At 72.2% G+C, this 19589-nt stretch carries 16 protein-coding genes; 11 read left to right on the top strand and 5 right to left on the bottom strand.

Annotated elements, in window-relative coordinates:
• Positions 1 to 195: 195 nt before the first annotated feature.
• Together ACZ7MG_RS20190 and ACZ7MG_RS20185 are read left to right on the top strand one after the other, a co-directional pair.
• The gene (locus tag ACZ7MG_RS20190; RefSeq protein ID WP_471393409.1) at positions 196 to 1578 is read left to right on the top strand and encodes a transcriptional regulator; all 1383 of its coding nucleotides are present in this window, start codon (positions 196 to 198) and stop codon (positions 1576 to 1578) included.
• Between the two features lie 163 nt (positions 1579 to 1741).
• Positions 1742 to 3454 (top strand): hypothetical protein, encoded by a 1713-nt coding sequence (locus ACZ7MG_RS20185; protein ID WP_471393412.1) that lies wholly within the window; start codon positions 1742 to 1744, stop codon positions 3452 to 3454.
• A 164-nt stretch (positions 3455 to 3618) separates the two neighbouring features.
• Here the strand turns inward: ACZ7MG_RS20185 and ACZ7MG_RS20180 are convergent, their stop codons facing one another.
• Positions 3619 to 4923 (bottom strand): ABC transporter substrate-binding protein, encoded by a 1305-nt coding sequence (locus ACZ7MG_RS20180; protein ID WP_471393415.1) that lies wholly within the window; start codon positions 4921 to 4923, stop codon positions 3619 to 3621.
• 128 nt (positions 4924 to 5051) lie between these two features.
• Here ACZ7MG_RS20180 and ACZ7MG_RS20175 point away from each other — a divergent pair, with 128 nt between their 5' ends.
• Both ACZ7MG_RS20175 and purU read left to right on the top strand, forming a co-directional pair.
• Positions 5052 to 5552, top strand: coding sequence for an SCO4402 family protein (locus tag ACZ7MG_RS20175; protein ID WP_471393418.1), 501 nt, complete (start codon positions 5052 to 5054; stop codon positions 5550 to 5552).
• Between the two features lie 117 nt (positions 5553 to 5669).
• On the top strand, positions 5670 to 6551 hold the full coding sequence (gene purU, locus ACZ7MG_RS20170) for a formyltetrahydrofolate deformylase (RefSeq protein ID WP_471393420.1): 882 nt from the start codon (positions 5670 to 5672) through the stop codon (positions 6549 to 6551).
• Positions 6552 to 6719: 168 nt separating this feature from the next.
• Here purU and ACZ7MG_RS20165 read toward each other — a convergent pair whose 3' ends face one another.
• Together ACZ7MG_RS20165 and ACZ7MG_RS20160 are read right to left on the bottom strand one after the other, a co-directional pair.
• Positions 6720 to 8570 (bottom strand): zf-HC2 domain-containing protein, encoded by a 1851-nt coding sequence (locus ACZ7MG_RS20165; RefSeq protein WP_471393423.1) that lies wholly within the window; start codon positions 8568 to 8570, stop codon positions 6720 to 6722.
• Positions 8567 to 9145 (bottom strand): sigma-70 family RNA polymerase sigma factor, encoded by a 579-nt coding sequence (locus tag ACZ7MG_RS20160; protein ID WP_471393426.1) that lies wholly within the window; start codon positions 9143 to 9145, stop codon positions 8567 to 8569. Before ACZ7MG_RS20160 ends, ACZ7MG_RS20165 begins: the two co-directional genes overlap by 4 nt.
• A gap of 500 nt (positions 9146 to 9645) precedes the next feature.
• On the opposite strand from ACZ7MG_RS20160, the gene ACZ7MG_RS20155 reads away from it, so the two are divergent.
• Positions 9646 to 10062: an STAS domain-containing protein gene (locus tag ACZ7MG_RS20155; protein WP_471393429.1), complete on the top strand. Its 417-nt coding sequence runs from the start codon at positions 9646 to 9648 to the stop codon at positions 10060 to 10062.
• Between the two features lie 157 nt (positions 10063 to 10219).
• Positions 10220 to 10732 carry an EF-hand domain-containing protein gene (locus ACZ7MG_RS20150; protein WP_471393432.1) on the top strand — a complete coding sequence of 171 codons (513 nt, stop codon included), beginning with the start codon at positions 10220 to 10222 and terminating at the stop codon, positions 10730 to 10732.
• Positions 10733 to 10751: 19 nt separating this feature from the next.
• On the opposite strand, the gene ACZ7MG_RS20145 is transcribed toward ACZ7MG_RS20150, so the two are convergent.
• Entirely contained in the window at positions 10752 to 12260 is a 1509-nt protein-coding gene (locus ACZ7MG_RS20145) for a class I adenylate-forming enzyme family protein (RefSeq protein ID WP_471393875.1), read from the bottom strand.
• Positions 12261 to 12428: 168 nt separating this feature from the next.
• Between ACZ7MG_RS20145 and ACZ7MG_RS20140 the strand changes: the two genes are divergently transcribed.
• The 4 genes from ACZ7MG_RS20140 (at position 12429) to ACZ7MG_RS20125 (ending at position 16912) form a co-directional block, all read left to right on the top strand.
• Entirely contained in the window at positions 12429 to 13658 is a 1230-nt protein-coding gene (locus ACZ7MG_RS20140; RefSeq protein ID WP_471393435.1) for an amidohydrolase family protein, read from the top strand.
• Positions 13659 to 13670: 12 nt separating this feature from the next.
• A complete protein-coding gene (locus ACZ7MG_RS20135; protein WP_471393438.1) occupies positions 13671 to 14801 on the top strand; it encodes an acyl-CoA dehydrogenase family protein in 1131 nt (376 codons plus the stop codon).
• A gap of 136 nt (positions 14802 to 14937) precedes the next feature.
• Positions 14938 to 15825 (top strand): acyl-CoA dehydrogenase family protein, encoded by an 888-nt coding sequence (locus ACZ7MG_RS20130; protein WP_471393441.1) that lies wholly within the window; start codon positions 14938 to 14940, stop codon positions 15823 to 15825.
• A 529-nt stretch (positions 15826 to 16354) separates the two neighbouring features.
• The gene (locus ACZ7MG_RS20125; RefSeq protein ID WP_471393878.1) at positions 16355 to 16912 is read left to right on the top strand and encodes an ATP-binding protein; all 558 of its coding nucleotides are present in this window, start codon (positions 16355 to 16357) and stop codon (positions 16910 to 16912) included.
• A gap of 562 nt (positions 16913 to 17474) precedes the next feature.
• On the opposite strand, the gene ACZ7MG_RS20120 is transcribed toward ACZ7MG_RS20125, so the two are convergent.
• Entirely contained in the window at positions 17475 to 18416 is a 942-nt protein-coding gene (locus tag ACZ7MG_RS20120) for a cyclase family protein (protein ID WP_471393443.1), read from the bottom strand.
• Between the two features lie 129 nt (positions 18417 to 18545).
• On the opposite strand from ACZ7MG_RS20120, the gene ACZ7MG_RS20115 reads away from it, so the two are divergent.
• On the top strand, positions 18546 to 19457 hold the full coding sequence (locus ACZ7MG_RS20115) for an SDR family NAD(P)-dependent oxidoreductase (protein WP_471393446.1): 912 nt from the start codon (positions 18546 to 18548) through the stop codon (positions 19455 to 19457).
• Positions 19458 to 19589 lie beyond the last annotated feature (132 nt).

The raw sequence follows: 19589 nt of genomic DNA, 5'->3' as shown, positions 1-19589 counted from the left end.
CCACGTGTGGGGTACAGCATCCGTGTTTACCCCGGCAATCCTGGCATGTCTCGCATCTTCGGTATGTCGGCGGGGCATTGATCTTCGAGGCCGGATCTTTTCGATGCATGGGTACACGTATGCGAGGCGATCCGGTCGCTGAAGACACGTCAACTCGGTGCGTGGGCAAGGCACCACAGCCACAGGGGGTACGCCATGGCCGCAAGGCCGCTCGTCGCCAGGCAGCCGAACGAACGACTGCAGGCGCTCATCCAGGAAGCGGGCTGCTCGAACGCGGGGCTGGCCCGTCGGGTCAACATGTGCGGCGCGGAGCACGGACTCGACCTGCGTTACGACAAGACGTCGGTGGCCCGCTGGCTGCGGGGACAGCAGCCGCGGGGCCGGGCGCCCGCGATCATCGCCGAGGCCCTCGGCCGCAAGCTGGGCCGTACGGTCACGATCGACGAGATCGGCATGGCCAACGGCAAGAACCTCGCGTCCGGGGTCGGTCTGCAGTTCTCGCCGACGGTGCTGGGTGCCATCGAGCAGGTCTGTGAGCTGTGGCGCAGCGACGTGGGACGGCGGGACTTCCTCTCCGGGTCGTCCGTGGCCGCCTCCGCGCTGGTCGAGCCCAGCCGGGACTGGCTGATCTCCGCGCCCGACTCCCAGGTGGCCCGCTCGGCGGGGCCCCGGGTGGGACTGGCCGACGTGGACGCCGTGCGCGCGATGACCCAGGCCCTCGTCGACCTCGACCACCAGTACGGCAGCGGGCATGTACGGCCGGTCGTCGTGCACTACCTCAACAGCGTCGTCTCGGGGCTGCTGGCCGGCTCCTACCGGGAGGCGGTGGGGCGGGAGTTGTTCGCCGCGGTCGCCCGGCTGACCGAACTCGCCGGGTACATGGCCGTCGACACCGGGCAGCCCGGCCTCGCCCAGCGGTACTACATCCAGGCGCTCCGCCTCGCCCAGGCCGCGGGCGACCGGACGTACGGCGGATACGTCCTCGCCGCGTCCATGAGCCACCTCGCCGCGCAGCTCGGCAACCCGCGGGAGATCGCTCAGTTGGCGCGCGCGGCGCAGGAAGGGGCGCGGGGCCGGTCCACGCCCCGGGCGGAGTCGATGTTCCACGCCGCGGAGGCGCGCGGGCACGCGCTGATGGGCGACGCGCGCGCGGCGCAGACGGCGGCGGGGCGGGCCGTGGAGGCGCTGGAGGCGGCGGATCCGTCGTCCGGGGACGACCCGGCGTGGATCAAGCACTTCGACGAGGCCTATCTCGCCGACGAGTTGGCGCACTGCCACCGGGATCTCGGGCAGGCGGAGGCGGCGGCCCGGCGGGCCGAGGAGTCGCTCGCCAAGCATCCGCAGTCGCGGGCGCGGCGGCGGGCGATCGGGTATGTGCTGCTCGCCACGGCGCAGGTGCAGCAGCGGGAGGTGGAGCAGGCCTGTCACACGGGGACCAAGGCTGTGGAGCTTCTGGGGTCGTTGCGGTCGAATCGGGGAGCCGAGTATCTGGAGGACTTCCAGCAGCGGTTGGAGCCGTTCCGGGAGGAGGCGGTGGTGCGGGAGTTCGGGGCGCGGATGGATCTTCAGGCTGCGTAACGCCCCGGGGTGGGGGCTTCCGGTGGCTCGCGGCCGCGGGTTCGGTGGGGGTTCTCGCGCAGTTCCCCGCGCCCCTTTGGGGCGCGGGTGGTGCTCGGGGGTTTTTGGGGAACCGGTAGCGTGAGGCGACGATTCCACAAGTCCCCCATTCGTAGGAGTCTCGGTGACGCAGAGTGGACAGGGCGAGGAGCCCTCGGCGCGGACCGCGCGCGAAGGCATCGTGCTGCCCTCGGACGGTGGGGCGCCGCTCCATCCGAGCGATCTGCCGCCGGCGCCGCTGCCGCCGGCCCCGGTCCAGCCGTGGGACCAGCAGCAGTGGGGCGCCGAGAGCGCCCCGGCCCCCGCCCAGCCGCCCGCCGACCCGTGGAACAGCGCGCCGCCCGCACAACCGTCCGCGCCGGAGTGGGGCGGCCAGGGGGCGCACGACCCGTACGGCACGCCGGGCGGGTACGGCGCGCACGGCACCCAGGGCGGGTTGCCGCTGCCTCCCGAGGGGGCGCAGGGGGCGTCGTACGGGAGCGAGGGGTACGGCGGGGCGGGCTCGGGCGCGCCGTTGCCGCCGGTCGCGGGTGAGGTGGCGCTGCCGTCGGCCGAAGCTCCGTCGCAGCCGCCGCAGAGCGCGCCGCTGCCGCCCGTGGACGAGGGCGCCACCCAGTACATCCCGTATGTGCCGGCCGCCGGGGCGATGCCGGTGGACGAAGGGGCGACGCAGTACATCCCGCCGGTCCCTCAGGCGCCCCACGCCGAGGCCGCCACCCAGTTCCTGCCGCCGGTCGGGCCGGGCGCGCTGCCGCCGGAGGCGTCGGCGGAGGCGACGACGTATCTGGGCCGGGTGCCGGACCACGGCGCCGGGCCCCTGCCGCCGGCCGCGCACACCGCCCCGCCCATGCCCGGGGCGCCCGCCGGGGATCCGGACGCGCAGGCCACGCAGTACATACCGCCGGTGGCCGGGCAGCCGCAGGGCCAGCCGCAGCCGCAGCCGTACGGTGCTCCGGGGCGGCAGGCGCCGCCGCCGCAGCAGCAGCCGGACGTGTTCGACAGCCTCTTCCGGAACGAGGCGGGCCCCGGGGGCGCCCCCGGGGCCACCCAGCACCTGCCGAAGATCGATGCCGGGTACTCCCCCCCGCAGCCACCGCACGGCCCCGGCGGTCACGGAGGCCCCGGCGGTCATGGAGGCCACGGCGGGCACGGCGGTCACGGCGGGCGGGCTTCCGCGAGACGGGACAGCGACCACGGAGGCGGCGGCGGTCGTAAGAGATCGCGGGTGCCGCTCATCGCGCTCGTCGGGGTGGGGATCGCCGTGCTCGGGATCGGCGCGGGAGCGCTGATGGCCGGGTCCGGGGACGACTCCGCGCCGACCGACAACAAGCCCGTGGCGGCGACCGGGGGCGCCGAGGAGTCGGAGTCCGCGTCGGCGGACCCGGCGAAGGCGCAGGCGGTCGCGCTGGACCAGCTGCTGGCGGACAGCGGTGACAGCCGGAGCAGTGTGATCAAGGCGGTCGCGAACATCAGGGCGTGCACCAACCTGGGGCAGGCCGCCACCGATCTGCGGGACGCGGCGAAGCAGCGCGAGGACCTGGTCACCCGGCTCGGCGGGCTGTCCGTGGACAAGCTGCCCGACCACGAGGCGCTGACCACGTCGCTCACCAAGGCCTGGGAGGCCTCGGCCGCCGCCGACAACCACTACGCCGCGTGGGCCGACCAGGCCGCCGGGAAGAAGGGCTGCAAGAAGGGTCAGGCCCGTTCCACGGGGCAGACGCAGGCCGGGAACCAGGCCAGCGGTACGGCGAGTGCGGAGAAGAACAAGGCCGCCGCGCTGTGGAACAAGATCGCCACGACGTACGGTCTGACCGAGCGCCAGTCGGTCCAGCTGTAGCCGTCAGGGGGCTTCCTGGGTCGTCGGTCGGCCGCGGGTCCGGTGGGGCTTCTCGCGCAGTTCCCCGCGCCCCTCAAGACGGCCCTGCGGGCCAGTCTTGACCGGCGCAGTTCCCCGCGGCCCTGAAGGCGCGGCCCTGCGGGCCTGTCTTCGGGGGCGCGGGGTCAGCCTTCCGCCTCCACCAGAGTTTTCTCCACGTCGACGAAGCCCCGGCGGGCGGCGACGAGTTGGCCCTTGCGGACCACCTGGAAGGTGACCTCGGGGTTGATGAGGCGGGGGAAGCCGGCGGAGGCGATGAGGTCCTCGAAGCGCCAGCTGAGGGGCGGGGTGAGGCCGCCCGTGTCCACCTTCAGGCCGGCGTCGAGGACGCGGCGGATCGCCTGGGAGGTGACCTCGCCGTCGCCGATCTTCTCGATGGCCGCCGTCAGCACGGTGTACGCGATCCACGTGGTCTGCACACCCGGATCCGCCGGGTCGATCCGGTTGTCGTCGAACGCGTGCTCCTGGATCACCTTCTTCATCTGATCCCACCGCTTGTCCTTCTCCACCGGGTACCAGCCGGTGACGTACGCCCCCTCGTACGGCCCCGACTTGCCGCCGGTCGCGTCGATCACCGTCTGGTCGACGCTGCCGAGCACGGTCCCGGTGCGCACGTTCGGGTAGTCCTCGCGGTCCCGGCGGAAGGAGTCCATGAAGGTGAAGGTGCGGTCGCCCAGCGCGGGCACCACACAGCCCTCGCCGGCCGGGTCGGTACTGGCCCGCCGCAGCGCCTCCCGGGCGTGCTCCCCGTACTCGGTCGCGTCCTCGGCCGCCAACTGGTCCTCGGACTTGTCGTGCCCCCCGGACCGCAGCCCGGAGTCCAGCAGCAGCGGCAGCTGGTCGCCGGCGATCGAGTCGGGCCGGACCAGGGCGACCGGACCACAGGCCTTGGCGAGCTGCTCGCCGAGGCCGGCCATGAGGGCGGCCTGACCGCCGTTGACCGGGTAGGACAGCGCGCTGGCGAACTCGTCGTCGGTGACGCCGTAGCCGCCGATGTACGGGATGCCCGCCGACTCCAGCGGGGCGAGGAAGGAGCGGCCGTGCTGGCTGTAGGACCCGACGACGGCGGTGACGTTCTCGTCGGCGGCGCGCCGGGCGCACTTCGCGGCGCTCACGGTCTGGTTGCGGTCGTTGCAGGTGAGGATCTTCAGCTCGTGGCCGTTGATGCCCCCGTTGGCGTTGACCCAGCGGGCGTACGCCTTCGCCATGGCGGGCATGCCGGGCTTGTTGGTGGCGGCCGTCTTCTCCGGTGCCCAGGTCATGATGGTGACGGGGCCGTCCCCGGAACCCCCCGTGGCTCCAGGGATGACCCCGCACCCGACGACGAGTGAGGCACACGCCGCCAGCGTGGTGGCTCTGACCAGGCCTTTGATGAGGCCCTTGGCTGGTCCTGTGGTCGGAGGGGTCCGTCGTGCCTTCAAGCCGGTCATGGCTCCGCACGATTCCGCCACATCACCAACCCGGGCGTGACGGGTGGTCAACGTGAGGTGACGTGGAGGTGAATAGCAAAGAGCTACGATCCTATTTTCGAGTGGTTTCAGAGAGGAACGCACGATCGATGACCGTCCAAGGTCCGGAGACCCCTTCCCGTCGCGGGCGTCGCTCATCCACCATGGGCGGCATGCCACTGAACGACATGCCGTGGTGGCGCTGGCGCAGCAATGTGCGCTCCGCGCTGCACATGCTCTCGGACCCCGCGTTCCAGCGAGACGTCTGGCTGGCCGGTGTCGACGGGTACGGGGACGTCACCGACGCCGTGTACCGCCTGGTCGAGGACACCTGGCTGGACAACTGGTCCGCCGAGAAGTACGTGGGCACGATCTTCCGTGACGCCCAGGAGGCGGCCCTCGTGGACACCGCCGTCCTGCGCGTCCTGCGGATCATGCACCAGGTCGGCCCGGACGCGCCCGTCTCCGCGTATCTCGACCACGACGCCTGGCCCGAGGCCGTCCGCGCCGCCCGGGAGGCCCACGTCCGCCTCTCGGTGAGCGACGGGGAGGAGCCGGACACAGCGCCGCGCACGCTGGAGGTGCTGCGGATCATGACGAGGGCGGCGTAGGCGCGTAGCGCCGGGCTCGGGTGGGGGCTGGGCCCGCGTGGTCCGGGGTCCGGGGTCCGGGGTCCGGGGTTCGGGACGATTGCCGACATGGGTAGGCCATATGGGACCCTGTCGGGCATGAACGAGCAGTCCACCCGAGCCGCGGCGCCCGCCGACCAGTACGTCCTCACCCTCGCCTGCCCGGACAAGCCGGGAATCGTGCACGCCGTGTCGAGCTATCTCTTCATGACCGGCGGCAACATCGAGGACAGCCAGCAGTTCGGCGACCACGACACGGGTCTGTTCTTCATGCGCGTCCACTTCTCGGCTGAGGCTCCGGTGAACGTGGAGAAGCTGCGGGCCAGCTTCGCGGCGATCGGTGACTCCTTCCGGATGGACTGGCAGATCAACCGGGCCGACGAGAAGATGCGCATCGTCCTCATGGTCAGCAAGTTCGGCCACTGCCTGAACGATCTGCTCTTCCGGGCGAGCATCGGGGCGCTGCCGGTGGAGGTGGCGGCCGTGGTCTCCAACCACACCGACTTCGCCGAGCTGGTGGGGTCGTACGACATCCCCTTCCACCACATCCCGGTGACCAAGGAGACCAAGGCCGAGGCGGAGGCGCGGCTGCTGGAGCTGGTGCGTGAGGAGAATGTCGAGCTGGTGGTGCTGGCCCGCTATATGCAGGTCCTCTCCGACGACCTCTGCAAGCAGCTGAGCGGCCGCATCATCAACATCCACCACTCCTTCCTGCCGAGCTTCAAGGGCGCGAAGCCGTACCACCAGGCGCACACGCGGGGCGTGAAGCTGATCGGGGCGACCGCGCACTATGTCACCGCCGACCTCGACGAAGGGCCGATCATCGAGCAGGAGGTCGAGCGGGTGGGGCACGGGGTGACGCCCGAGGGGCTGGTCGCGGTCGGGCGGGACGTGGAGTGCCAGGCGCTGGCGCGGGCCGTGAAGTGGCATGCGGAGCGGAGGATTTTGCTGAACGGGCGGCGGACGGTCGTTTTCGCGTAGGGGCTCCGCCGGGCTGGGGCGCCTAGTAGCTCGGGGGCGTCTGTCGTGTGGCGGGTGCGGGTTCGTCGTGGTTTGTCGCGCCCACGCGGCGGAGCCGCAGATTGATACAGCCCCGCGCCCCTAGGGGGTGACCGGGGGGCCCAGGTGCGGGTTCTGCCCGACCGCCCTTTACATGCGGCTCAGGGCCGCCGCCGCGAAGAGTACGTCCCTGATGGCCTCGCGGTCGCCGCCCTGGCCCGCGGCTGCTTCCTCCGGGGGGACGTGGCCGGCGGTGAGGCGGCAGAACTCGACGCCGTCGAGGGCCACGTGGGCCACCTCGTGGTCGGCGGAGCCGAGGGCCGCGGGGGAGTCGAGGGGGATGAGCCACTCGCCGCCGCCGGAGCCCTCGATCTCCAGGCGGAGACTGCGGCCGGGCGCGCCGGCCGGGACGAGGTGACGGCCGGGCGGGGGCGGGGACGCCAGCCCGGTCCGGCGGCGCTCCGCCAGGGAGACGGGCAGCATCCGGGCCGCCAGGTCGATCATGCCGTGCAGATGCCGGCCGGACGGGGGCTCGTACGGGTAGTCCACCGCCTCCGCGATGTCCTCCGCATGGATCCAGCACTCGAACGCCCGGTCGAGCATCGCGTCCCGGAGCGGCAGTTCGAAGCCGCCGTACGAGACCGCGAGGCGGCCCGAGCCGGCGGAGTCGTCCGGGCCGCCGCCGCCCGTGAACGACGTCGTACGGACGATGTCGTGGCTCTGCTGCCGCCAGGGGGCGCGGAGGGCGCGGCTGGGCGGGAAGTGGGAGGCCTTCCAGAACGCCTCGGTGCGTGCCGCGGGTGAACCGTCGCCCGGCTCCGCCTCCGGCTTCAGCCGGGCGAGCGGGTCGTCCAGGCCGAGCGCGGACGCGACGAGTCCGTCGACGGTGAGCAGATGGGCGATGACCCCGGCGACGGTCGTACGCCGGCTCACCGGGCCGTCGCCCTCGAACCAGCGCAGCCGGACGGGGGCGTGCCAGTCGGCGGTGCCGATGTCCTGGAGCAGGGCGTCCAGCCGGGCCGTCTCCGCGTCGTAGGGGGCGGCCCAGCGGGGTACGGGGATACGGGGCGGGCGGCGGCCCAGGCAGAGGTCGAGCACCTGGGTGCGCAGGGCCGGGTCCAGGTCGAGGCTCTCCGGCGGGTGCAGCAGCCCCACGGCCTCCCGCAGCCGCCGCGCCTCGTCCGCACACCCCCCGCACACCCCGAGATGCTCCTCCACCGCCAACGCCTCCTCCCCCGAACAGGCCGCCAGCGCCCACGCCCCGAGCAACGCCTTCAGTACCCGGTGCTCCAGCACGAGGGGAGGGGGAGGGGCGGGAGCGGCCGACGGCAGGGGAGGTACGGGCGACGCGGACTGTGGGCGCGCCGGCGGTTCCGTCGTCGCAGCCGCCTCGCGGGTGGGGTCCGGCAACGGCAACCCGGTGTCCTCCACCGAGGTGCGCGGGAGCGGTATCCGTGGCGGTCCGGCGGGCTCGTCACCGTCGCCGTCCCGGGGGCCGTCCGATCCGGAGCCGCCGCCGGCGTCGTCCGACCCGGAGCCGCCACCGGGGCCGGCGCCTCGGTGGCCGGGGCCCTCCGGGGCGCCTCCACCGGTCGCGGCGCCCGCGGGGTCCCCGGGGCCCGGCTCGCCGTCGAAGCCGTCCGGCTCGCCGGGGGCGCCGTCCGTGCTCGGGGCGTCGCCGTCCCGGGGGCCGTCCGACCCGGAGCCGCCACCGGCGTCGTCCGATCCGGAGCCGCCACCGGGACCGTCGCCCCGGTGGCCGCTACCCTCCGGGGCGCCGCCACCGGCCGCGGCGCCCGCCCGGCCCTCGGAGCCCTCGGAGCCCGCCCCGCCGTCGAAGCCGTCTGTCCCGCCGGAGGCACCGTCCGCGCCCAGGCCGTCGCCGTCCAGCGGCCCCCTGGCCGTCGGGACCCGGGCGGTGTCGGGGTGTCGGGCGGTGTCGGGGACCCGGGGGGCCGGGTTGTCGTCGTGTGCCTCGGAGGGGCTGGGGGTGTCGGTCATGGGGTGGGGCCGGGGTCGGGTGGGGCGCCGGAGGGGCGGGTGTCGTGGGCGGTGGAGAGGAGTTGGAGGCCGAGGCGGAGGCGGCGGCGGGCCTCGTCCGCGGTGACCCCGAGGTCGGTCGCGGTCTGCCGGTAGTCGCGGCGCTGGAAGTACGCCAGCTCCAGCGCGGCCCGCAGCGGCGTCGGCATCGCCTGCACTATGTAGTCGGCGCGGGCCGCGACCGAGGCATGCCGCACCTTGCGCTCCAGGTCCTCCGTCGTGCCCTCACCGCCCCGGGCGAGCGCCGCGGTCTCGGTCGCCCGCAGCCGCTGCACGGCCAGCCGGTGGGTCAGCGCCGCCACCCACGACCGCAGCGGGCCCTGCTTGGGGTCGTACGCCTCGGGGTTCTCCCAGAGCTGGAGGAACACCTCGCGGGTGAGGGAGTCGGCGGCCGTCTCGTCGCCGAGGACGCGATGGGCGAGACCGTGCACGAGGGACGCGAACCGGTCGTACAGCTCACCGAGCGCCGCCGCCTCGCCGCGCGCCAGCCGCTGCTGCATCCTGCGGTCCCAGCGGGGCGGTGCGTCCTTCGCCATACGGCCCCCTCACCTGCTCGTACCTGCGCCGTTCCTGATGACCGGCTCGGTCCGGTTCCGGCCCGTTTCCAGCCTGTGTGCACTGCCGTCCCGAATGTAGTCGGCACCGCTGACCGCGCACGCCCCTTTATGGCAATGTGCGCCCCTCGTGAGGCCGGAGGTGGTATGCACCTCCTGGGTAAGCCGTTTCCACGCCCCCACGTGGGCATCTGCCCGCCGTTCGTATGCTTGTACGACCTTGCGTGGCGCCTGAACTGCAAGAATCGGACCGCTCACGACCTCCTCTGGTCCATCTCTGACTGACCTCTGACCCATTCGCGATCAATAGTCGATCACATGTGACCGTACTCGATAGAAATCGCACCGAAAAGGCCCCGGAAATGGCTCGCTTACCACGCGCTTTCGGTGCGCCACGGGTGTTTCATGGAACGACGGCGGGGCAGCCGCGCAAGCAGGAAGCGGTGCATTGGCTTCCGGTTCGGCGACTGAGAGGCATCGCGGTGGCGTTCGAAGTGACCGACGGCGAGCAGAGCGGACAAGGCGGGCAGGGCGGGTGGGCCGTGCTGCGCGTGTCCGGGGAGATGGACCTGGTCACCTCGCCCGTGCTCCGTCAGCGGGTGCACGAGGCGGTGGCCGACGGCCGCCGAAGTCTCGTCCTCGACCTCTCCGGCGTCGTCTTCTGCGACTCCAGCGGTGTGGGCGTCCTGGTCGCCACCCGCCGCCTGATGCGGTCCTGCCGGGGCCGGCTCCGGCTCATCCTCCCCGCCGACGGCCGCGCGGGCGGCCCGACCGAGGGCGCGCACGTCAACCGCGTCCTCGCCGCCCTCGGCGTACGCCGCCTCTTCGACGTCCACCCGGACGTCCGCTCGGCGGTCGCCCCGGAGCCCGACGACGAGGCCGACCCCCTCTCGGCCTGACCCGCCGCACCTCACACAGTTGTCCCGGAATTCCCGCGGTCTTGGTACAAGCGCCGCTTTCCCGCGCCGCCCGGGGCCCTGACGTCGTACGCTCCGTCGGAGAAGCAACTGAGGCACCCCGAGACACCCACACCACGTAAGGCGGGCCTGAGAAGACATGGTCAGCAGCGAGTACGAGCGCCGGATCGCCGCCCGGTTCGCCACCTTCGACCAGGACGGCAACGGCTGGATCGACCGCGAGGACTTCAGCGCGGCGAGCAAGGCGGTTCTCAACGAGTTCGGCACCACCGCCCGTTCGGACAAGGGCCAGGCCCTGTACGGCGGCGCCGAGGCGTTCTGGCAGGGCATGGCCGGAATAGCGGACCGGGACGGCGATCAGCGCATCACCCGGGACGAGTTCGTGAACGGCGCGGTGAAGCGGCTGCGCGACAACCCCGACCGTTTCGCCGAGATCGCCCGCCCCTTCCTGCACGCGGCCCTCGCCGTCGCGGACACCGACGGGGACGGAAAGGCCACGGTCGAGGAGACCGCCCGGGTCCTCAAGGCCCTCGGCGCCCCCGAGGAGGTCGCCGCCGCGGCCGCCGCCACCCTCGACACCGACGCCGACGGCAAGGTGGACGAGGTCGAGGTCGTGAACGCGTTCGCCCGCTACTTCACCGTGCCCGAGTAGTTCTGACCGCCCTCATGCATCACGCATAGCGTTCCCGCAGCTTGTACTTGAGGACCTTCCGCAGGGTCTCGTTGCGCGGAAGGGCGTCCACCGCCTCCACCTGCTCCGGCAGCTTGTGGACCGACAGCCCTTCCGCGCGCAGGTACGACGTGACCGCCTCCAGCGTCAACGGCTCGGCCCCCGGCGGCTGTTCGGCCACTTCGACCACCGCGCAGACCCGCTCGCCCCGCTCCGCGTCCGGCAGTCCGATCACCGCCACGTCCTGGACCGCCGGGTGCCGGTGCAGCAGGTCCTCGATCTCCTTCGCCGAGATGTTCTCGCCCTTGCGGATGATGACGTCCTTGAGGCGGCCGGTGAGCACCAGATGCCCGCTGCCGGTGAGATGTCCGAGGTCGCCGGTGACGAAGAACCCGTCCGCGTCGAAGGCCGCCGCCGACTGCGCCGGATCCAGATACCCCTGGCAGACGGCCTCCCCGCGCAGCCGCACCTCCCCGTTCTCCGCGATCCGGATCTCCATCCCCGCCGGGGGCCGCCCCTCCGTCGTCGCCAGGTTCTCCACGGTGTCGTCCGGCGCCCCCATCGTGATCATCGGGACCTCGGTCATGCCGTACCCGTGGGTGAGCTGCACGCCCAACTCCCGTACGACGGAGTGGTACACCTCGGGCGGCTTCGGGGCGCCGCCGCCCGCGAGCAGCCGCAGGGAGGGGATCACCGGCTCGCCCGGCCGCTTGCGCTGCTCGGCCAGGAACATCGAGTAGAACGCCGTCGACCCGCCCGCCACCGTCACCCCGTGCTTGCGGTAGCCCTCCAGTGCGGCCGGCAGCGCGAAGTGCTCGAACAGCACCGCCGGGAAGCCGTACAGCAGCAGCATCACCATGTAGTCGGGGCCGCCTATGTGCGCGTACGGGAAGGCGATCGAGCCGACGTCGTCCCCCGTGAGCCGGAGTGCGTGGGCGAGGCAGGAGCCGCCCGCGATCAGTGAACGGTCCGTGTGCAGGACGCCCTTGGGGTCGGAGGTGGTGCCCGAGGTCCAGTAGATCCAGCGGACGGAGGTGCCGTCGGCGGGCGGGGCGGGGAGGGCCGTCGGATCGCCGTCCGGGAGGCGGTCGTACGCCTCGAAGACGCCTCGCGCGTCCAGCCGCCGGGCCATCGCCGTGTGGTCGAAGCCCCGCCACGCGCCGGGTACGGCGAAGAACTCGGCCTTGGACTCCCGGAGGGCGAAGCCGACCTCGCGGTCGCGGTAGAAGGGGATGACCGGGGACTGGACGGCGCCGAGGCGGGCCAGCGCGAAGGAGAGCAGGACCGTCTCGATCCGGGTGGGCAGCTGCCAGGCGACGACCGTGCCGGGGCGTACGCCCCGGGCGTACAGCCCGGCCGCCACGCGCTCGGCGCGGGCGCGCAGCTCGCCGAAGCTCAGCGTCCGGTCGTCCTGGAGCAGCACGGGCCGGTCGGGGGTGAGGTCGGCGCGGCGGTCGAGGAGTTCCCAGAGGGTGCGGGACTCGCTGAGCGCGTGGGCGGTGTCGGTCACATCGGTCGCATCGGTCACGGAGGGCCCCCTGCCGGCTTCAACTGACGATGTGTCAGATCGTGGGCAGAGCGTAGGGCCGGGCGCCTTGTCGGTCCAGGGGTGCGCCACTAGCCTGCTGGAGAGGACCTAACTGACGGTCCGTCAGAAGCGGCCCGGTGGAGGGGACCCATGACCGAACTGCCCCGCATCATCAGCGTCGACGACCATGTGATCGAGCCCGCGCACCTCTTCGACACCTGGCTGCCGGAGAGGTACCGCGACCGGGGGCCGAAGCCCCTCACCGCCGGGATCGGCGAGCTGGCGTACGTCGCCGGCAAGTACCAGATCACGATGGACCCCGAGGGGCAGCAGACGGACTGGTGGATCTACGAGGACCTGAAGTTCCCGTACAAGCGGAACATCGCGGCGGTCGGCTTCGACCGGGACGAGATGACGCTGGAGGGGATCACCCGCGAGCAGATGCGGCGCGGCTGCTGGGACCCGAAGGCACGGCTCGCGGACATGGACCTCAACCACGTCGAGGCCTCGCTCTGCTTCCCGACCTTCCCGCGCTTCTGCGGACAGACCTTCGCCGAGGCGCACGACAAGGAAGTGGCCCTGGCCTGCGTCCGCGCCTACAACGACTGGATGGTCGAGGAGTGGTGCGGCGACAGCGGCGGCCGGCTGATCCCGCTCTGCCTGATCCCCCTGTGGGACATCGACCTCGCGGTGGCGGAGATCGAACGGAACGCCGCCCGGGGCGTCCGCGCCGTCACCTTCTCCGAGATCCCCACCTACCTCGGCCTGCCCTCCATCCACTCCGGCTACTGGGACCCCTTCTTCGCCGTCTGCCAGGAGACCGGGACGGTCGTCAACATGCACATCGGCTCCAGCTCCCAGATGCCGGCCGCCTCCCCGGACGCCCCGCCCGCCGTACAGGCCTCACTCTCCTTCAACAACGCGATGGCCTCGATGATGGACTTCCTCTTCAGCGGCGTCCTGGTGAAGTTCCCGACCCTCAAACTCGCCTACAGCGAGGGGCAGATGGGCTGGATCCCGTACGCCCTGGAGCGCGCCGACGACGTCTGGGAGGAGCACCGTGCCTGGGGCGGGGTGCGCGACCTGATCCCCGAACCGCCGTCGACGTACTACTACCGGCAGATGTACTGCTGCTTCTTCCGCGACAAGCACGGGGTCGCCTCGCTGGATGTCGTGGGGAGGGACAACGCGACGTTCGAGACGGACTACCCGCACGTGGACTCGACCTTCCCGCACACCAAGGAGGTCGCCCTCGACCATGTGAAGGGCCTCGACGACGAGACGGTCTACAAGCTGATGCGCGGGAACGCGATCCGCATGCTCGGCCTGGACTTCGATCGCGACCGCGGTCTCGGTCTCGGTCTCGGTATCGGCAAGTAGGGGCCCCGGGGGATGGATCTCGCGTACAGCCCGGAGGAGGAGGCGTTCCGGGCGCGGCTGCGGGAGTGGCTGGCGAAGACGCTCCCCTCGCTGCCGCCCAAGCCGTCGCCCGACGACTGGCCGGGGCGGCGCGCCTACGACCTCGGCTGGCAGCGGACGCTGTACGACGCCGGGTACGCCCACGTCCACTGGGACGCCTCGCCGACCCTGCGGCTGATCTTCCTGGAGGAGACGGAGCGGGCGGGCGCCCCGTACGTGGGCGCGGGGTTCGTCGGGCTGCTGCACGCCGGGCCCACGATCGCCGCCGAGGGGACGGCCGAGCAACGGGCGCGCTGGCTGCCGCCGATCCTGCGCGGCGAGGAGGTCTGGTGCCAGGGGTTCAGCGAGCCGGACGCCGGGTCCGACCTCGCGGCGCTGCGGACGCGTGCGCGCCGGGAGGGTGACGAGTACGTCGTCAGCGGCTCCAAGATCTGGACCTCGCACGCCGAAGTCGCCGACTGGTGCGAGCTGTTGGTACGGACGGACGCCTCGGCGCCCAAGCACCGGGGCATCTCCTGGCTGGCCCTGCCGATGGACGCGCCCGGTGTGACCGTACGGCCGCTGCGCACCCTCGCCGGCTCCACCGAGTTCGCCGAGGTCTTCCTCGACGACGTACGGGTGCCGGTCGCCAACCGGGTGGGGGACGAGAACGACGGGTGGCGCGTGACCATGGTGACGCTGTCGTTCGAGCGGGGGACCGCCTTCGTGGGTGAAGTGGTCGCCTGTCGGCGGGTGTTGGGGGAGGTCGCGCGGGCGGCCCGGGCGAACGGGCGTTGGGACGACTCCGGTGTGCGGCGGCGGCTCGGGCGGTTGCACGCGGAGTTCCGGGCGTTGTGGCGGCTCACGCAGTGGAACGTGAGCGAGGCGGAGGCCTCCGGCGGGGTGCCGGGGGTCGGGGGGTCGGTGTTCAAGTTGCGGTACTCGCGGGTGCGGCAGGAGTTGTACGAGGTGGCGGCGGAGGTTCTGGGGGCGGGGGCGGTGGATCTCGGGGAGCCGTGGGTGCTGGATCGGCTGAGTTCGTTGTCGTACACGATCGCGGCGGGGACGTCGGAGATTCAGCGGAACATTGTGGGGGAGCGGATTTTGGGGTTGCCGAAGGGGTGAGGGGGGCGGGCGCCTAGGGGCTCGGGGGTACGCGTTGTTTTGGCGGGTGCGGGTTCGGTGGGGGTTCTCGCGCAGTTCCCCGCGCCCCTGTCGGGCGCGCTGTTGTGCTCGGGGTTTCTTAAGGGGCTGGTGGCTGGTGCGGTTTCGGCTTACGGATGACCAACTGGCTTTGCGGAGCGGCGTGCGGGAGGTGTTGGGGCGGGTTTTCGGGCGGGAGGAGTTGTGGGCTGCCGTCGAGGGGGGTGGGTCGCTGGACCGGGGGCTGTGGCGGGAGTTGGGGGCGGCGGGGTTTTTCTCGTTGCGGTTGCCCGAGGGCGAGGGTGGGGTCGGACTCGGGGTGGCGGAGGCGGTGTTGGTGTTCGAGGAGGCGGGGCGGGCCTTGCTGCCGGGGCCGCTCGTGGCCACGCATCTCGCGGCGGGGGTGGTGCCGGGGGCGGCGGGCGGGGAGGCCGTGGTGACCGCTGTCGGGGGCGGCGGGCTGGTGGAGTGGCTGGACGAGGCCGATGTGGTGACCGGGGACGCGGCCGGGGCCGTACCGCTGAAGTCGGTGGATCCGTTGACGCCGTTGCACCGGGTGCCGGAGGCGGGCTCCCCCGTCCGTCCTGATGATCTGTTCGTACTGCTCACCGCCGCCGAGCAGTTGGGGACGGCTGTTCGGGCCTGTGAGGCAGCGGTGCAACACGCGCGGACCCGGGAGCAGTTCGGGCGGCCGGTCGGGGCGTTCCAGGCGGTCAAGCATCTCTGTGCCGAACTGCTGGTGCGGGTGGAGGTGGCACGGGCGGCGGTGTACGCGGCGGCCGTGACCGTCGACCCGGTGGACATCGCGGCCGCTCGGCTGCTCGCCGACGAGGCGGCGGTGCGCGGAGCCCGCGACTGCCTCCAGGTGCACGGGGGTATGGGGTTCACCTGGGAGGCCGACGTACACCTGTGTCTGAAGCGGGCGTGGGTACGGGCGGAACGTGGCGGATTGATCACGGAGAGTGAGGAGTTGTTGGCGGGGGAACTGCTGGTCGAGGCGGGGTGATCGCGCTGACCAGGGTGGGAGCGGAAATGTGTGGCAGCGGCTCGGTCGAATGTCGCGGAACGTGGCATACCGGAATTACCGAGCGTTGATACCGTGTTGTGTCCTAGGTGTGACTTGTCACGGCCTGGAGTCGGAGTTCCGCTCCGGTACCTTCTGGTGGATGCGAGTGGTTCCGAGGTCGAGCCGAGCCGGTGTTGCCCCTGTGGCGGCCCCGGGAGCGGCGGTGTGCGGCGCTCGTGAAGTGGGCCGGAGTCTCGACGCCCCGGTCTGTTCGACTCCCCGCGATGAGCGTCGCACAGTATGCCGTATGCGTACTCCTTCGCGCTGGAATATGCCCGAAGCGCTTGTTGGGGTGACTGTACGTCAACCATGCTGTCCTGTAAGGGGATCACGTTCCGTGATCCCGGTGCCGATGGTGTCGATGGCGGTGGCGTCGGCCAGGCAGCAGATGACCACGATCGTGGCCCCTCGGGGGCGTGCGGCGATGTGTCCGCCGGTTCGGATGGTGTGAGCGGTGCAGGTGCTTCAAGTGCAGCTGGAGATCCGGCCCGACCCCGCAGAGGTGGGTCGCGCACGGAGATGGGCCCGTTCACGGCTCGCCGGGTCCGGGATAGGGGACGACGAGCCCCTCGCCGAGACGCTGATCCTTCTCGTCTCCGAGCTGGTCACCAACGCGGTCGTGCACACCGGCCGTCCGGCGGTGCTACGGCTGCTGCTGTCCGCGCTGCGGGACGGCGCGGTCGGCAAGGTCCGCCTGGAGGTGGCCGACACCAGCGCGTGTCCGCCGGCGCCGCGGTGTGCCGACGGCGACGAGACGGGTGGGCGCGGTCTCGCCCTCGTCGAGGTCCTCGCGGATCGGTGGGGCTGGTCCTACGAGGGCGTCGGCAAACGGATCTGGTGCGAGCTGGACCGGGTGGTGCCGGGGGCCTCCGGCGCGGCGAGTGGTGTGGGTGCGTCCGGGGTCAACGGCGGTGGCGGTGTGGTGACTCCTGCGGTCTATCCCGCGTGCAGCGCGGTCACGGGTGTTGCGGCGGTGGCCCGGGAGAGTCTGGCCGTGCGTGAGGGGTTGGCGTACGAGGTGGTGTAGGGCGGGGGGTTCCGCTGCTCGGCGGTTGCGAGGTGCCGCCTGCGCCCACCCGTGCCGGCCCAGCGGCACGATTGCCCGCAGGGGGGTGGGGGCGGGGCGGGAAGGGGCAGGGGTGCAGCCCCTGCTTTTGAGGGGCGCGGGGAACTGCGCGATCGGCCACGTGCGGCCTGCAGGCGCCCTATGACGCGCACCCCCGAGCTATGAGGCGCACTCGGTCACCCGGACGCGCGCCGCACACGCCTGCGCACAAGCGCACGGCGTCGGCCGACCCCCGGCGGCAGCCGATCCGTGCGCCCGGGACGTGCTTCCGTACGCACCGCCACGACGCCGGTTCGGCACGGCTGATCCCCGAACGGGTGTTGACGCGTCGTGTCCGTCTGATCACGCTTGTGTTCAGCGATTCGCCGCGAGGGGACGACGAGGGTCTCGGTGACGGAGGCCCTCGACGAGCGTGGGTCGTGTGTGGGCGGCGCGCGGTGCCGTGCTCGGGGCGGGCAGCGGCGCGCCGCCAACCGCCCGGCGGCTCACCGGTGATGGCCCATGGTCCGGGGCCCGTGGCCGTCTACAGAATGGCGATCGGCGCCACAGGCGTCCCCGTCGCGCCGACGAACGGCTCGGGCATCGCCGACAGCAGGAAGTCGTACCGCCCAACTTGTCCACAGGTTGTGGACAACTCCTCCAGATTCCAGTTCTGCCCCTGCGGCATGCCCATCTCGACCAGGTCGAGCGCGTGCACCGGCAGCCACAGGTCCTCCACCTCCGGCGGGAAGATCTCGAACGTCAGGGTGTCATTGGCGACCGCCGCGACATCGCGCGCGTGGAACCACTCGGGGGTGCGCAGCGACAGCCCCGGCGACGGGAACGCGTACGCGTGCTTGTCCCCGGTGAGATAGACCTGCATCTGCCCCGTGCGGACCAGGACGATGTCGCCCGCCCGGACCCGCGTACCCGCCAACTCCTCGGCCGCGTCCAGGTCTTCGGGCGTGACGGCGTGGTGGCCGGGCAGGCGGCCGTCGCCCAGGCCCAGGGCGCGCGGGATGTCCAGGAGCACTCCGCGCGAGACGATGTGCCGGGCCTTGTCGATGCCGGCGAAGGCCGCGCCGCCGTGCGGGGTGATGGTGCCCGCCGGGCGGCCGTTGTAGATCCGGCCCGAGTGCGAGACGTGGGTGAGCGCGTCCCAGTGGGTCGCCGCCTGGAGTCCCATGGTCACGGCGTCGTCGCTGCACGCGACCGTGCCCGGACCGAAGATCTCCTGGTTGATCTGCACCATCGCGTGCAGCGGGTTCACCCGGCCCGGCATCATCCCCGTCTGCACACCGTCCTGCTGCAGGGGCAGCGCCAGCGGTACGCGGTGCCCGGAGCGGACCGAGGCGGCTGCCTCCCGGACCACCTCGTCGGTGATCAGGTTGAGGGTGCCGATCTCGTCGTCCGCCCCCCAACGGCCCCAGTTGTTCACGCGCTTGGCGATGTCGGTGAACGCGGCGAACTCCGTGGGCGATGACATCGGGCCTCCCCGGGGGCTTGTGGTGGCGTATCTGACGGGTCGTAGAATCGCCGTACGAGCAAATCTAACGATCCGTCAGATAATGGTCCAACGGTCTGTCAGAGACCGCGATGAGGGGAAGAGGCCGGGGTGGGAAACTTCTTGGCAGGCAAGGTCGTCGCCGTCACGGGCGCGGGGCGGGGCATCGGCCGGGCGGTCGCCCTCGGCGCCGCCGCCGAGGGTGCGCGGGTCGTCGTCAACGACTACGGCGTCTCCGTCGACGGCTCGGCGCCCACCAGTTCCGTCGCCGAGGCCGTCGTCAAGGAGATCGAGGCGGCCGACGGCGAGGCGGTCGCCGTCGCCGACGACATCTCCACGATGGCCGGGGGACAGCGGGTCGTGGACACGGCGGTCGAGACGTACGGGCGGATCGACGGGGTCGTGTGCGTCGCCGGGATCCTGCGGGAGCGGATGCTCTTCAACATGGCCGAGGAGGAGTGGGATCCGGTGATCGCCACCCACCTCAAGGGCACGTTCACGGTGTTCCGCGCCGCGTCCGCCGTCATGCGCAAGCAGCGGGCCGGGACGCTGATCGGGTTCACCAGCGGCAACCACCAGGGGTCCGTCTCCCAGGCCAACTACAGCGCGGCCAAGGGCGGGATCATCTCGCTGGTGCGCAGCGCGGCGCTCGGGCTGCACCGGTACGGGGTGACCGCGAACGCGGTGGCGCCGGTGGCGCGTACGCGGATGTCCGCCGGGGTGCCGATGGAGTTGACCGAGATCGGTGAGCCGGAGGATGTGGCGGCGTTCGTGGTGTACCTGCTGTCCGAGCGGGCCCGGGAGGCGGGGATCACGGGGCAGGTGTACACGGTGGCCGGGCCGAAGATCGCGGTGTGGGCACAGCCGGGTGAGCTGCGCTCGGCTTACGCGGAGGAGGGGTGGACGCCGGAGAGGATCGCGGAGGTGCTGCCGGGGTCTGTGGGGGTGGATCCGATGCCGATGTTGGAGCGGGTGGAGGGGATGGCTCGGGCGGCCACGTCTGGGGAACGGCCGAACGCGTGACGGGGTGGGGGGTGGGGTGCGTTGGCGGGTGCGGGTCCGGTGGGGGCTGGTCGCGGGGGTCCCCCCGCCCCCCCACAACCCAACCCCCGCGTGCCCTTGCAAAACAAAGGCGCCGCCCCGCCTTTTTCCGGG

Source organism: Streptomyces sp. NPDC107538 (genome assembly GCF_055657445.1).
Note: the sequence above shows the minus strand (reverse complement) of the source record. Positions and strands in the feature narration are given on the sequence as shown.

Bases quoted from the DNA above. Each gene is read 5' to 3' on its own strand.
- ACZ7MG_RS20190 (WP_471393409.1), top strand. From the start codon at position 196: ATGGCCGCAAGGCCGCTCGTCGCCAGGCAGCCGAACGAACGACTGCAG.
- ACZ7MG_RS20180 (WP_471393415.1), bottom strand. From the start codon at position 4,923: ATGACCGGCTTGAAGGCACGACGGACCCCTCCGACCACAGGACCAGCC.
- ACZ7MG_RS20175 (WP_471393418.1), top strand. From the start codon at position 5,052: ATGACCGTCCAAGGTCCGGAGACCCCTTCCCGTCGCGGGCGTCGCTCA.
- purU (WP_471393420.1), top strand. From the start codon at position 5,670: ATGAACGAGCAGTCCACCCGAGCCGCGGCGCCCGCCGACCAGTACGTC.
- ACZ7MG_RS20165 (WP_471393423.1), bottom strand. From the start codon at position 8,570: ATGACCGACACCCCCAGCCCCTCCGAGGCACACGACGACAACCCGGCC.
- ACZ7MG_RS20160 (WP_471393426.1), bottom strand. From the start codon at position 9,145: ATGGCGAAGGACGCACCGCCCCGCTGGGACCGCAGGATGCAGCAGCGG.
- ACZ7MG_RS20150 (WP_471393432.1), top strand. From the start codon at position 10,220: ATGGTCAGCAGCGAGTACGAGCGCCGGATCGCCGCCCGGTTCGCCACC.
- ACZ7MG_RS20140 (WP_471393435.1), top strand. From the start codon at position 12,429: ATGACCGAACTGCCCCGCATCATCAGCGTCGACGACCATGTGATCGAG.
- ACZ7MG_RS20135 (WP_471393438.1), top strand. From the start codon at position 13,671: ATGGATCTCGCGTACAGCCCGGAGGAGGAGGCGTTCCGGGCGCGGCTG.
- ACZ7MG_RS20120 (WP_471393443.1), bottom strand. From the start codon at position 18,416: ATGTCATCGCCCACGGAGTTCGCCGCGTTCACCGACATCGCCAAGCGC.